The 12,939-nt window shown below is 72.2% G+C and carries 12 protein-coding genes and 1 riboswitch; of the genes, 2 read left to right on the top strand and 10 right to left on the bottom strand.

What is annotated here, in order from left to right:
- Positions 1-163: 163 nt before the first annotated feature.
- Positions 164-2,023: an AAA family ATPase gene (locus AC0665_RS25120; RefSeq protein ID WP_478606834.1), complete on the top strand. Its 1,860-nt coding sequence runs from the start codon at positions 164-166 to the stop codon at positions 2,021-2,023.
- 148 nt (positions 2,024-2,171) lie between these two features.
- On the opposite strand, the gene AC0665_RS25115 is transcribed toward AC0665_RS25120, so the two are convergent.
- The 10 genes from AC0665_RS25115 to AC0665_RS25070 all read right to left on the bottom strand — a co-directional run bounded on the left by AC0665_RS25115 (position 2,172) and on the right by AC0665_RS25070 (position 11,361).
- Complete coding sequence (locus tag AC0665_RS25115) at positions 2,172-3,248, bottom strand: hemolysin family protein (RefSeq protein ID WP_363121153.1); 1,077 nt, start codon at positions 3,246-3,248, stop codon at positions 2,172-2,174.
- Positions 3,245-4,579, bottom strand: coding sequence for a hemolysin family protein (locus AC0665_RS25110; protein WP_468410090.1), 1,335 nt, complete (start codon positions 4,577-4,579; stop codon positions 3,245-3,247). Before AC0665_RS25110 ends, AC0665_RS25115 begins: the two co-directional genes overlap by 4 nt.
- Before the next feature lie 248 nt (positions 4,580-4,827).
- Positions 4,828-5,283 carry a PH domain-containing protein gene (locus tag AC0665_RS25105; protein ID WP_478705808.1) on the bottom strand — a complete coding sequence of 152 codons (456 nt, stop codon included), beginning with the start codon at positions 5,281-5,283 and terminating at the stop codon, positions 4,828-4,830.
- 14 nt (positions 5,284-5,297) lie between these two features.
- Entirely contained in the window at positions 5,298-6,146 is an 849-nt protein-coding gene (gene hisG / locus AC0665_RS25100) for an ATP phosphoribosyltransferase (RefSeq protein ID WP_468410093.1), read from the bottom strand.
- 46 nt (positions 6,147-6,192) lie between these two features.
- Positions 6,193-6,465 (bottom strand): phosphoribosyl-ATP diphosphatase, encoded by a 273-nt coding sequence (locus tag AC0665_RS25095; protein WP_019983911.1) that lies wholly within the window; start codon positions 6,463-6,465, stop codon positions 6,193-6,195.
- A gap of 34 nt (positions 6,466-6,499) precedes the next feature.
- Entirely contained in the window at positions 6,500-6,985 is a 486-nt protein-coding gene (ribH, locus tag AC0665_RS25090; RefSeq protein ID WP_363121149.1) for a 6,7-dimethyl-8-ribityllumazine synthase, read from the bottom strand.
- Positions 6,986-7,005: 20 nt separating this feature from the next.
- On the bottom strand, positions 7,006-8,307 hold the full coding sequence (locus tag AC0665_RS25085; RefSeq protein ID WP_478705807.1) for a bifunctional 3,4-dihydroxy-2-butanone-4-phosphate synthase/GTP cyclohydrolase II: 1,302 nt from the start codon (positions 8,305-8,307) through the stop codon (positions 7,006-7,008).
- Complete coding sequence (locus AC0665_RS25080) at positions 8,304-8,945, bottom strand: nicotinamide mononucleotide transporter family protein (RefSeq protein WP_468410098.1); 642 nt, start codon at positions 8,943-8,945, stop codon at positions 8,304-8,306. Before AC0665_RS25080 ends, AC0665_RS25085 begins: the two co-directional genes overlap by 4 nt.
- Positions 8,942-9,550, bottom strand: coding sequence for a riboflavin synthase (locus AC0665_RS25075; protein WP_478705806.1), 609 nt, complete (start codon positions 9,548-9,550; stop codon positions 8,942-8,944). The genes AC0665_RS25080 and AC0665_RS25075 overlap by 4 nt, the downstream gene beginning before the upstream one ends.
- Before the next feature lie 145 nt (positions 9,551-9,695).
- A riboswitch (FMN riboswitch) is annotated at positions 9,696-9,826 on the bottom strand.
- 194 nt (positions 9,827-10,020) lie between these two features.
- Complete coding sequence (locus tag AC0665_RS25070) at positions 10,021-11,361, bottom strand: ROK family transcriptional regulator (protein ID WP_478705805.1); 1,341 nt, start codon at positions 11,359-11,361, stop codon at positions 10,021-10,023.
- A gap of 135 nt (positions 11,362-11,496) precedes the next feature.
- Here AC0665_RS25070 and AC0665_RS25065 point away from each other — a divergent pair, with 135 nt between their 5' ends.
- Positions 11,497-12,717: an MFS transporter gene (locus AC0665_RS25065; protein ID WP_478606368.1), complete on the top strand. Its 1,221-nt coding sequence runs from the start codon at positions 11,497-11,499 to the stop codon at positions 12,715-12,717.
- Positions 12,718-12,939: the final 222 nt, after the last annotated feature.

The following is a 12,939-nucleotide window of genomic DNA, read 5'->3' as shown; positions in this document are numbered from 1 at the left end:
GGGGGCGCGGCCCCCGACGGTACGATGCCCTCGTCGCGACCTGTCGGACGGTTGCCCGGCGCTCGGTGCAACTCCGGTCCGTGGCAGCGCGGTTCGAGCAGGGCAGCCGGCCGGGGGACGGTTCGTTGGCATACCGACGGGGGCACGGTTCGTGGGGGACGTGATGGACTTCGGCACGCAGGGCCCGCAGGCCCCGGCCGACCTCGCCTGGCTGCGAGGCGTGGACGCCTACACCATGGGTGCCTATCCGCAGGCGGAGGAGGAGTTCCGGGCCGCCGTGCGCATGGACTCCGGGATGGCCGACGGCTGGCTCGGACTGCACGCGCTGCGCGTCGACACGACGACCGCGCTGCTGCGGATGTTCCGGCACCGGGAGCGCTTCGGGGAGCAGCGCTCCCGCTACCGTCGCACGCTCAACTCCTGGTACTGGCTGGGCTGGTGGGTGCAGCCCGTGCTGGAGAGCCCCCGCGACCTGCTGCTCGCGCACGCCTCCCACTGGCTGGACGGGCGTCACGTCCCCGAACTGGACCGGGCGCTCGCCGGACTGCCGCCGGTGGACACCGACCATCAGGTCCGCTTCCTGCACGCCTGCCGCGCCTACCTGGTCAAGGACTGGGACCAGCTGGTCCGCCACACCGACCCGCTGCTCGACGACCCGATGCTCGGCATCGAGGCGGGCCTGTTCGGCGGCATGGCCCGGGTCCGTCTGGAGATGTACGGCCAGGCCGAGCCGCTGCTGTCCGCCGCGTTGATGCGCTGCCGCAGTGAGCAGCCGCAGCGCAAGGAGCTGCGTTACTGGCTGGCCCGGGCGCACGAGGGCACCGGCCGCAGCGCCGCCGCGCTCCCCCTGTACCGGGCCGTGCACCGGGTCGATCCGGCCTTCATGGACACCTCCGCCCGGCTCGCCGCCATCGCCGAGGGCGACGGGTACGACGACGCCGCGGACTTCGCCGCGATCACGCTCACCGGTGCGGGACAGGACGTCGTGGACGGGCCGGACGGGTTCGATCCGCTCTTCGGCCTCGAAGGGCGCGATCTGAGGCTGCCCGACCCCGAGCCGCCCCTCGCTCCCCTGCCGCCGGTGACCGTCCCGCCCGTGCGCGAGAGGACCGGCCCGGCTTCCACCCTGCCGGCCGGGCCGACCGACCCTGCGTTACTGGAGGAGGCACTCGCCGAGCTGGAGCGCATGGTGGGTCTGGAGCCGGTGAAGCGCCAGGTCAAGGCGTTGTCGGCGCAGCTGAACATGGCCCGGCTGCGGGCCGGGCAGGGCCTTCCGGTCCAGCCGCCGAAACGCCACTTCGTCTTCTCCGGCCCCTCCGGCACCGGCAAGACCACCGTCGCCCGCATCCTCGGCCGCGTCTTCTACGCCCTCGGGCTGCTCGGCGGCGACCATCTCGTGGAGGCCCAGCGGGCCGACCTGGTCGGTGAGTACCTCGGGCAGACGGCCGTGAAGGCGAACGAACTGATCGACTCCGCCCTCGGGGGCGTCCTCTTCGTCGACGAGGCCTACTCGCTGTCCAACTCGGGCTACGGCAAGGGCGACGCGTACGGCGACGAGGCCCTCCAGGTGCTGCTGAAGCGCGCGGAGGACAACCGCGACCACCTCGTGGTGATCCTCGCCGGCTATCCGGAGGGCATGGACCGCCTGCTCGCCGCCAACCCCGGGCTGTCGTCCCGGTTCACCACCCGCGTCGACTTCCCGTCGTACCGGCCCCTGGAACTCACCGAGATCGGCAAGGTGCTGGCGGCGGAGAACGGCGACCTGTGGGACGAGGAGGCCCTCGACGAGCTGCGGTCCATCGCCGGGCACGTGGTGGACCAGGGGTGGATCGACGAGCTGGGCAACGGGCGGTTCCTGCGGACGCTGTACGAGAAGAGCTGTGCGTACCGGGATCTGCGGCTGTCGGTGTATCCCGGGGTGCTGGGCCGGGAGGATCTGGCGACGCTGCGGCTGCCGGACCTGATGCAGGCGTACGGGGAGGTCCTGTCGGGGCGGGGACCGCAGGATCCGTCGGCGATGTGAGTTCCTCGGCCGCGGGCCGGTGGGGGCCTGGTCGCGCAGTTCCCCGCGCACCCTGAGTGGGTGCAGTGACGGCCGGTCGAACCGCATCCACCGGTCCGGGGGGCGCGGGGAGCGCGTGCGACCGGCCCCCGCGCCCGCGGCCGAACACCTACGAAGCCAACGCCTCCTCGTTGCTGCGAGGCTCGGTGACCCGAACCTCCGGCACCTCGCGATGCGCGGGGTCCCGCACCTCCCCCACCAGCAGCTCCAGCACGTCCTCCAGCGCCACCAGTCCGAGCACCTTCCCGGACCTGTCGGCCACCTGGGCGAGGTGCGTGGCCGCGCGGCGCATCACGGTCAGCGCGTCGTCCAGCGGCAGCTCGGAGCGCAGGGTCGTCATGGAGCGCCACAGGTGCTGCGGGACGGCCCGGTCCGAGTCCTCCAGGTCGAGGACGTCCTTGACGTGCAGATAGCCCATGAACACGCCGTTGTCGGCGGCGACCGGGAACCGTGAGTAGCCCGTGCGGGCCGTGAGCTCCACGATGCGCCCGGGGGTGACCGAGGGGCTGACCGTCACCAGGGACTCGCGCTTGAGCAGGACGTCCGTCACCGGGCGGGAGCCCAGCTCCAGGGCGTCCTCCAGGCGTTCGGCCTCCTCCGGATTGAGCAGACCCGCCTGGCCGGCGTCCTCCACCAGCCGGTTGAGCTGCTCGCTGGTGAAGACGGCCTCGACCTCGTCCTTGGGCTCGACGTGGAAGAGCCGCAGGATGCCCTGGGCGCAGGCGCCGAGGGCGGCCGTGATGGGCTTGCAGAAGCGGGCGAACCAGACCAGGCCCGGACTGAGCCACAGCGCGGCCTTCTCCGGGGCCGCCATCGCCAGGTTCTTCGGGACCATCTCGCCGATGACGAGATGGAAGAAGACCACGGCGGCGAGGGCGATCACGTAGGTCAGCGGATGGATCACGCCCTCGGGCAGGTGGATCCGCTCGAAGACCGGCTCCAGCAGATGCGCGACGGTCGGTTCGGCGACCGCGCCGAGGGTCAGCGAGCAGACGGTGATGCCGAACTGGGCCGCCGCCATCATCTGCGGGAGCCGCTCCAGACCGTAGAGGACCTGGCGGGAGCGGGCGGTGCCGAGCGGTTCGATCTGGCTGCGGCGGACGGAGACCAGCGCGAACTCGGCGCCGACGAAGAAGCCGTTGGCGAGCACGAGCAGCGCCGCGAAGAGAAGCTGGAGCACGCTCATCGGACGGCCTCCGCCAGGGAGACGACCGGGGCGGTCCGCACCAGCCGGACCCGTTCCGCGCGGTAGTGGCCGACCTGGCGCACCGAGAGGCGCCAGCCGGGCAGCTCCGCCTTGTCGCCGACGGCCGGGATACGGCCCAGCAGGTCGGCGATCAGGCCCGCGACGGTCTCGTAGGGGCCCTCGGGCGCTTCGAGGCCTATCCGCCGCAGGGTGTCGACCCGGCAGCTGCCGTCGACGTCCCAGGCGGGCCTGCCGTCCTCCGGCGGCGCGGCCGCCAGCTCGGGCAGGTCGTGTCCGTCGTGCTCGTCGCGGACCTCGCCGACGAGTTCCTCGACGATGTCCTCCAGCGTGACGACGCCCGCGGTGCCGCCGTACTCGTCGACGACGACCGCGATGGGCTGCTCGCTGCGCAGCCGGGCGAGGAGCGGCTGCACGGGCAGCGTCTCCGGCACGAGCAGCGCCGGGCGGGCGATGCGTCCGACGGGGGTGCGCAGCCGGTCCTGGACCGGCACGGCCAGGGCGTCCTTGAGGTGGACCATGCCGACGACCTCGTCGATCCTCTCCCGGTAGACGGGGAAGCGGGACAGGCCGGTGGCCCGGGTCAGGTTGACCACGTCCTCGGCGGTGGCCGAGGACTGCAGCGCGCTGACCTTCACACGCGGCGTCATCACGTGCTGCGCGGTCAGCTCGCCCAGGGACAGTGTCCGCACGAACAGGTCGGCCGTGTCCTGTTCCAGGGCGCCGGCCCGGGCCGAGTGGCGGGCCAGGGAGACGAGTTCGCCGGGGGTGCGGGCGGAGGCCAGCTCCTCGGCGGGTTCGATGCCCAGGGCGCGCACCAGCCGGTTGGCGACGGCGTTGAGCGCGGCGATGACCGGCCGGAACAGCCGGGCGAAGACGTGCTGCGGGCCCGCGACGAAGCGCGCGACCTGAAGCGGCCTGGACACCGCCCAGTTCTTGGGCAGGAGCTCGCCGATCACCATCTGCACGGCGGAGGCCAGCAGCATGCCGACCACGACCGTGACACCGGAGACGGCTCCCGCGGGGACGCCGACCGCGGTGAACGGTCCGTGCAGCAGCTCGGCGAGCGCCGGTTCGGCGAGCATGCCGACGACGAGCGAGGTGATGGTGATGCCGAGCTGGGTGCCGGAGAGCTGGAAGGACAGTTCCTTGAGCGATTCCACGACACGGTGGGCGCGCCGGTCGCCCTCGGCGGCGGCCTTCTCGGCCTCCGGACGCTCGACCGTCACGAGTCCGAACTCGGCCGCCACGAAGAATCCGTTGGCGAGAATCAGCAGGAACGCGGCTGCCAGGAGCAGCAGGGGGGTGGTCATGATGCCGCCGCCTCCACACGGTCGCTTACCCCGGCAACGGGGTCCGCGCTATGTCGGCAGGGGGCGGCGCAGGTACTGCAGGACGATCCGTCCATCGCCGGAGGGGGTCACTCCTCGGTTAGCAGGAGCCCCTGGCGCACCGGGCGGGGCGGCAGGGGCGGAGGCGCATCCGTTCGCGCCTTCCGGAAACAGATTAATCAAGACATGGCCCGATGCGGCAGGGTGACCGCATCGAGGATCTCTCCGAGTCAGCCCTGACGCCGCTCGGGGTCCGTCACCGAACGGGCCTCGACGAGCGCCCGCAGCGCCCGGGCATCGGCGATGGCGCGCTGCTTGGCCAGGCCCGGCTGGATGCCCAGAGCGGGCAGGCTGGTGCCGTCGCTGAGGTTGAGGAACACCCAGGGGTCGCCGGGCCGGAGGGTCACCTGGAGGATCTCCGCCCACTCAAGACGGCGCTTGTTCGTGAGATTGACAACAGTGACGCCGTCCTCGTCGGCGACGACCTTGGGCCGCGCGAGGAGCAGCAGCACGGCGTCCAGCAGGAGCGCCGTGAGGATGAAGCTGACGCGCTCTCCGGGGCTGAGCTGCTCGAGCAGCATCGCCACGGCCGTGATCACCACGAAGACGGCGACGGCCGCGCCGAGCAGCACCACACGGGTGCTGCCCGGCCGGAACGTGACGGGCAGGGTGGGCAGATCGGACATCTCGCGTACGCCCCTCAGAGACGGCAGGCGTGGATGGCCGTGGTCAGGATGGCCCGGGCGCCGATGTCGTACAGGTCGTCCATGATCCGCTGGGCTTCCTTGGCGGGGACCATCGCGCGCACGGCGACCCAGCCCTCGTTGTGCAGCGGGGAGACGGTCGGGGACTCCAGGCCGGGGGTGAGGGCGACGGCCTTCTCCAGCTGCTCGACGCGGCAGTCGTAGTCCATCATCACGTACGTCCGGGCGACCAGGACGCCCTGGAGGCGGCGCAGGAACTGCTGGACCTTGGGGTCGTCGGGCTCCGCGCCGGTGCGGCGGATCACGACGGCCTCGGACTGCATGATCGGCTCGCCGGCGACCTCCAGGCCCGCGTTGCGCAGCGAGGTGCCGGTCTCGACGACGTCGGCGATGACCTGGGCGACGCCGAGCTGGATGGCGGTCTCGACGGCGCCGTCGAGGTGGACGACGGAGGCGTCGATGCCGTGCTCGGCGAGGTGGGCCGCGACGATGCCCTCGTAGGAGGTGGCGATCGTCTTGCCGGTGAGGTCCGCCAGGCCGCTGATCGTGCCGGGCTTGGTGGCGTAGTGGAAGGTGGAGCGGGCGAAGCCGAGGGCGAGGATCTCCTCGGCGTCGGCGCCGGAGTCGATGAGCAGGTCGCGGCCGGTGAGGCCGATGTCGAGCTGCCCGGAGGCGACGTAGATGGCGATGTCGCGGGGGCGGAGGTAGAAGAACTCGACCTCGTTCACCGGGTCGACGATCCGCAGTTCCTTGGACTCCCGGCGCTGCTGGTAGCCGGCCTCATGCAGCATCTCCGCCGCAGGGCCTGACAGGGAACCCTTGTTGGGGACGGCGATGCGCAGCATGAGGTCGGCTTCCTTTGCGTGGGTGTCGTGCGGGGACGGGCGCGGCTTACAGGTGGGCGTAGACGTCGTCGAGGGAGATGCCGCGGGCGACCATCATCACCTGGACGTGGTACAGCAGCTGCGAGATCTCCTCGGCGGCGGCTTCCTTGCCCTCGTACTCGGCGGCCATCCACACCTCGGCGGCCTCTTCGACGACCTTCTTGCCGATGGCGTGGACGCCCTTCCCGACCAGTTCTGCGGTGCGGGAAGTGGCGGGATCGCCCTGGGCGGCCTTGTGCTGGAGCTCGGTGAAGAGCTCCTCGAACGTCTTCTTGGACATGGTGACGCTCAGCCTATGCCACACACGGCTTTCGTCAGTGCCAGGGTTCGGATACTGAGCGCAGGGTCGCCGCGGTCGCCACCGCCGCCGTCACCGCCTCGTGCCCCTTGTCCTCGCTGGAGCCCTCGATCCCGGCACGGTCCAGGGCCTGCTCCTCGGTGTCGCAGGTCAGTACGCCGAAGCCGACGGGGACGCCGGTGTCGACGGAGACCTGGGTGAGGCCCTGGGTCACGCCCTGGCACACGTACTCGAAGTGGGGGGTTCCGCCGCGGATGACGACGCCGAGGGCGACGATCGCGTCGTAGCCGCGGCCGGCGAGGACCTTGGCGACGACCGGGAGCTCCCAGCTGCCGGGGACCCTGAGCAGGGTCGGCTCGTCGATGCCCAGGTCGTGCAGGGCGCGCAGGGCGCCGTCGACCAGGCCGTTCATCACCTTCTCGTGCCACTGGGCCGCGATGACGGCGACCCTGAGGTCACCCACATTGCGTACGGACAGCTCCGGTGCACCCTTGCCGCTCACGTTGCTCCCTCTGTGCTTCGTTACTGGTTGCCGCAGGCCGGCACGGTGGTCGTGTCCAGCCAGGGCAGGTCGTGGCCCATCCGGTCCCGCTTGGTGCGCAGGTAGCGGAGGTTGTGCTCGCCGGCGCTCACGGGCATCGGCACGCGGGCCTTGACCGCGATGCCGTGACGGAGGAGCGCGTCGGTCTTGTCGGGGTTGTTGGTCAGCAGCCGGACGCCGCGCACGCCGAGGTCGGCGAGGATCTGGGCGCCGGCCGCGTAGTCGCGGGCGTCGGCGGGCAGGCCGAGTTCGAGGTTGGCGTCGAGGGTGTCGCGGCCACGCTCCTGGAGTTCGTAGGCGCGCAGCTTGGACATCAGGCCGATGCCGCGGCCCTCGTGTCCGCGCAGGTAGACCACGACGCCTCTGCCCTCGTCCTGGATGCGGGCGAGGGAGGCGTCCAGCTGGGGCCCGCAGTCGCAGCGGGCCGAGCCGAAGACGTCACCGGTGAGGCACTCGGAGTGGACCCGGACGAGGACGTCCTGGCCGTCGCCGATCTCGCCGTGCACGAGGGCGACGTGCTCGACGCCGTCGACGGTGGAGCGGTAGCCGTAGGCGGTGAAGGTGCCGTGGGCGGTGGGCAGTTGGGTCCTGGCCTCGCGGCGGACGGTGGGCTCGCTGCCGCGGCGGTAGGCGATCAGGTCCTCGATGGAGATGATCGTCAGGCCGTGCTTGCGGGCGAAGGGGATCAGCTCGGGCAGGCGCAGCATGGTGCCGTCCTCGCCGGCGATCTCGACGATCGCTCCGGCCGGGCGCAGGCCCGCGAGGCGGGCGAGGTCGACGGCGGCCTCGGTGTGGCCGTTGCGCGTGAGGACGCCGCCGGGCCGGGCGCGCAGCGGGAAGATGTGGCCGGGGCGGACGAAGTCGCCGGGGCCCGAGACGCCGTCGGCGAGCAGCCGGAGGGTGGTGGCGCGGTCGGAGGCGGAGATGCCGGTGCTCACGCCGTGGGCGGCGGAGGCGTCGACGGAGACCGTGAACGCGGTCTTCATCGACTCGGTGTTGTCCTCGACCATCTGCGGGAGCTTCAGCCGGTCCAGCTCGTCGCCCTCCATGGGCGCGCAGATCAGGCCTCGGCACTCGCTCATCATGAAGGCGACGATCTCGGGGGTCGCCTTCTCGGCGGCGATGACGAGGTCTCCCTCGTTCTCCCGGTCCTCGTCGTCGACGACCACGACGGGACGGCCGGCGGCGATGTCGGCGATGGCCTGCTCGACGGGGTCGAGAGCGAAGATCTCGACGTCGTCGGAGCCGTACAGGGCGGTGGCGGGTGTCGGGTGGGCGGTCATGCCGGCGCTCCTTCCAGGGTGGGTCGCGCGCTCCGGCGCGAGCGAAGCCACCAGTCGCGCATGCCCCACAGGACGAGCGCGCCGTAGATGACGTAGACGAAGCCGGAAAAGGCGTAGCCGTTGGCGAAGTTGAGGGGCACGCCGACGAGGTCGACGAGCAGCCAGGCGAACCAGAACTCGACCATGCCGCGGGCCTGGGCGTACATGGCGACGACGGTGCCGACGAAGATGTAGGCGTCCGGCCAGGGGTCCCAGGACAGCGTCGGGTAGGCCGTGAAGAGCAGTGCCACCGCGACGGTGCCGGCGGCGGCGGCCGCGGCCATCGTGGCGCGCTCGCGCCAGGTGGCGAACCGGACGGCGATGTGTCCGTCCTCGCCCTGGCCCTTGCCGCGCTGCCACTGCCACCAGCCGTACAGGGCGACGACCATGACGACCGCCTGCTTGCCGGCGCTGCCGGTGAGGTGGCCGAAGAAGGCACCGAAGAGGATGAGGCCGGCCAGGAACTGCACGGGCCAGGTCCAGATGGAGCGCCGCCAGCCGAGGGCGAGGGCCGCGAGGCCGAAGAGGTTGCCGATCATGTCGGACCAGAGGATGTGCTGGCCGAAGAGGACGAACGCCTCGGAGTTCAGCGTGTTCACCGGGTCGCCCCCTGCGCGCGGTCGCCGAGCATCCGCTCGACGTACTTGGCGATGACGTCCACCTCGAGGTTGACCGGGTCGCCGGGCTGCTTGTGGCCGAGCGTGGTCAGGGCGAGGGTGGTGGGGATGAGGCTCACGGTGAAGTGGTCCGCGCCGGCGTCGACGACGGTGAGGCTGATGCCGTCGACGGTGATGGAGCCCTTCTCGACGACGTACCGGGTGAGGTCGGCGGGCAGGGAGATCTTCACGAACTCCCAGTTCTCCGAGGGCTTGCGCTCCAGGATCTCGCCGGTGCCGTCGACATGGCCCTGCACGATGTGCCCGCCGAGGCGGTCGCCGACGGCCATGGGGCGTTCGAGGTTGACGCGGGATCCGGCCTTCAGGGCACCGAGGCTGGAGCGGTTCAGCGTCTCGGCCATGACGTCGGCGGTGAACTCGTCGCCCTCGTGGTCGACGACCGTGAGGCAGACGCCGTTCACGGCGATCGAGTCGCCGTGCTTGGCACCTTGGGTGACGACGGGGCCGCGCAGGCGGAAGCGACAGGCGTCGTCGAGGTTCTCGACGGCGGTGACCTCGCCCAGCTCTTCGACGATTCCGGTGAACACTTCCCGGGTCCTCCTGCCTCTTCGGGCACGGACTCCGGGGCTGCCGATGACGGGCAGAAGATACGAGCAGGACACCAAGGACGACGCCGGACGGAGCCCGCCGACGAGGACGGACTTCTGGGCGGCGCGCACGGATGCCCGCTCGCCGCGCACTGCCTCCCATCCGGACTTTAACCGTCGGTCCAGGAATTTCACCTGGTCAACCGGTCGCTGGAGGCGACCGGGTCGCGGACTGTAACCGCCGGTTCGGACTTTCACCGACCCCGGAGTGCGCTGCTATTGGTACACGGCCAGTGTGCCACGCCTGATCCACGTTCAGAGGGGCGAGGTGTGTGGGCTGCCTCACAGAACGTGCCGCCTCCTTGCCGGAGCGCGACCGGCGGCTCAACTTCCGCATCGGCCCGGCCCCTTGAGGCCCCTCATTGGTCCACACCTATTGACGGGTGGTCTAGTCCTTTCTAGGGTCGGCGTCAGAGCCGACCGGCCCCCACCGACCGGCCCGGCGGCGGTGACGACGGCCCTTGCCCGCCGTCGGGCCTTCCCACGTGCGCCCGCTCCCCCGGCGCGAACAGCTCCCCCTGAGCCTGCTCACGCGCCGACAGCAGCGCGCCGCGCAGGACGGCGCCGCCGCCGAGGGTGGTGGCGCGCACCTCCGTGGGCAGCGGCGTCATGCGGGCGATCCGGTCCTGCACGCGGGCGGCGAGCTCGTCGCCGCCGGCCTGCCCGACCTCCCCGCCGAGGACCACACAGCCGGGGTCCAGGATGGCGACCACCGAGGCGACACCGACGGCCAGCCGGTCGGCGAGGACGTCGAGGAAGCGGGCGGCGGGTCCACTCCCGGGCGCGGGTTCCTCCGCCACCGGGCCCGTGCGTCCCGGCCGGACCGCGCCCCGCACCCGGCCCACCGCCTCCCGCACCACACCGGCGGCCGCCCGCACCACGCCCACCGCCGAGGCCTCCTGACCCGCCGGGGCCGCGACACCGCACCGCGCCGCCAGGTCCACCACGGCCGCCGACGCGGCCAGCGAATGGAAGCCGCCCTCGCAGTCCGTCGAGGTCGGCAGTGCGCTCGTGCCCGGGACCGGGAGGAAGCCGATCTCGCCGGTGCCGCCCGAGGCGCCGCGGCGCAGCGCGCCGTCCAGGACCACGGCCGCTCCCGTTCCGTGACCCAGCCACAGCAGGACGAAGGTGTCCCGGTCCCGGGCCGCCCCGTCGCGCTGTTCGGCCACCGCCGCGAGGTTGGTCTCGTTCTCGACGCTGACGCTGGCCTCGGGCAGCCGCTCCTGGAGCGTGGCGACGAGCCGGCGGTGCCACTCCGGCAGCCCGGTGGAGTCACGCAGTTCACCGCTGGCGGGGTCGATCAGACCGGGCGCCCCGATCCCCACGGTGTGCAGGCGATCGGCACCGGCCTCCTTGGCCGCGCGCTCCACCAGTGTGACCGCCTGCTCCACGGCGGGGCCGGTCCCCGTGTCGCCCCCGATGGGCACCGACGCCTCGGCCAGCACCCGCCCCACCAGGTCGGCGACGGCCACGGCGACACCCTCCGTGCGGACGTCGAGGGCGGCCAGGTGCGCCCGGTCGGCGACGATGCCGTAGACCTTCGCGTTCGGGCCGCGCCGCTGCTCCCCCGTCTCGCCGACCACCGTGATCAGGCCGGCGGCCGTGAGGCGTTCGACGAGGTCGGCGACGGTCGGCCGGGACAGACCGGTCAGCTGCTTCAACCGCCCTGCCGTCAACGGGCCTTCCTGCTGGAGCAGACGCAGGGCGAGCCGGTCGTTGATGGCCCGGGCGGTGCTCGGGGATGCGGGCATGCCGGGATCCTTCCAGATCGGCGGGACCGTCGGCCGTGCCCACCGGGGAGACCCTCTTATTATCAGGCAGGGTTCCTGATAGTTTACGCGCGGACCAGCCGCGAGCACGGCAGAGACCCGGAGGGGGACCGCAGAATGGGCAACGTGGTCGACGAACAGCGCGAGGTGAGGCGGTCGCGGTACGCCGTGGCCGCCGTCTTCGCCGTGCACGGCGCCGTCACCGGCTCGTTCGCGACCCGCGTGCCCTGGATCCAGGACCACGCGGGCGTGAGTGCGGGTCAGTTGGGGATCGCGCTGGCCTTCCCCGCGCTCGGCGCGTCCGTGGCGATGCCGCTCGCCGGCAGCATCAGCCACCGCTTCGGCGCCCGCAACGCGCTGCGCGGTCTGATCGCTTTGTGGACGTTGTCGCTGGTCCTGCCGTCCCTCGCCCCGAACCTGCTGACGCTCTGCCTGGCCCTGTTCACGTACGGCGCCACGGCGGGCATGGCGGACGTGGCGATGAACGCGCTGGGCGTCGAGGTCGAGAACCGCCTCGGCCGGTCGATCATGTCCGGGCTGCACGGCATGTGGAGCGCGGGTGCCCTCGTCGGCTCGGCGGCCGGCACGCTCGCCGCCCACCTGGGCTCGGACGCCCGGCTGCACCACGTCCTGGCCGCGGCGATCCTCACCGTCGTCGGCGTGCTGTCCTGCCGGTGGGTGCTCGACCTCCAGCCCGCGGAGGACGAGGAGCCGCCGCCGCGGTTCGCGCTGCCGCCCCGCTCGGCGCTGCTCATCGGCGCGATCGGGTTCTGCGCGGTGTTCGCGGAGGGCGCGAGCCTGGACTGGTCGGCGGTGTACCTGCGCGAGCAGCTGGAGACCTCGGCCGGTCTCGCCGCGGCCTGCACGACCGGCTTCACGCTCACCATGGCCGTCGCCCGGCTCGCCGGTGACAAGATCGTGGACCGCTTCGGGGCCGTGCGCACGGTGCGGGCGAGCGGTGTCTTCGCCGTCCTCGGCGGGCTGCTGATCGTCCTCGCGGAGCATCCGGCGGTGGCCATGAGCGGGTTCGCGCTGATGGGGCTCGGCATCGCCGTCGTCGTGCCGCTGTGCTTCGCGGCGGCGGGCCGCAGCGGTGCCAACCCGAGCCTGGCCATCGCTGGCGTCGCGACCATCACCTACACCTCGGGGCTGGTCGCGCCGAGCGCGATCGGCATGCTGGCCCAGGCGACCAGCCTGATGGTGTCGTTCTGCCTGGTGACGGCGCTGTCGTGCGGCCTGGTGGCGTTCGCGGGGGTGCTGCGCCCGGGCGAGCGAACGAAGATCGGCCACCCGGACACGGCGGTCGCTGACCAGCGCCCTCGAACGGGCCGGTCCTGAGTCGGCCGGTCCTGAGTCGGCCGGGTCCTGGGTCGGCCCGGTCCTGAGCCGGCCCTGGCCGTGACCGCCACGCGAGCTGAGCCGAGGTGGGGCGTCGGTCGACGGGCGGCTCTGAGCCGACTCGGGCGTGACCGGCACCAAGCCTGAACCGAGCCCCCGACCCGGGACGACACCAGAACACCCCGGTCACCCCCGCACCCAGCCCACCCCGACAATGGTCCG

Source organism: Streptomyces sp. NPDC043685, assembly GCF_056436585.1.
This window is presented reverse-complemented; position numbering and strand designations above follow the sequence as displayed.

Coding starts and splice junctions, on each gene's coding strand:
- AC0665_RS25110 (WP_468410090.1), bottom strand. CDS start 4,579: ATGACCACCCCCCTGCTGCTCCTGGCAGCCGCGTTCCTGCTGATTCTC.
- AC0665_RS25115 (WP_363121153.1), bottom strand. CDS start 3,248: ATGAGCGTGCTCCAGCTTCTCTTCGCGGCGCTGCTCGTGCTCGCCAAC.
- AC0665_RS25085 (WP_478705807.1), bottom strand. CDS start 8,307: ATGACCGCCCACCCGACACCCGCCACCGCCCTGTACGGCTCCGACGAC.
- hisG (WP_468410093.1), bottom strand. CDS start 6,146: ATGCTGCGCATCGCCGTCCCCAACAAGGGTTCCCTGTCAGGCCCTGCG.
- AC0665_RS25070 (WP_478705805.1), bottom strand. CDS start 11,361: ATGCCCGCATCCCCGAGCACCGCCCGGGCCATCAACGACCGGCTCGCC.
- AC0665_RS25095 (WP_019983911.1), bottom strand. CDS start 6,465: ATGTCCAAGAAGACGTTCGAGGAGCTCTTCACCGAGCTCCAGCACAAG.
- AC0665_RS25065 (WP_478606368.1), top strand. CDS start 11,497: ATGGGCAACGTGGTCGACGAACAGCGCGAGGTGAGGCGGTCGCGGTAC.
- AC0665_RS25120 (WP_478606834.1), top strand. CDS start 164: ATGGACTTCGGCACGCAGGGCCCGCAGGCCCCGGCCGACCTCGCCTGG.
- AC0665_RS25105 (WP_478705808.1), bottom strand. CDS start 5,283: ATGTCCGATCTGCCCACCCTGCCCGTCACGTTCCGGCCGGGCAGCACC.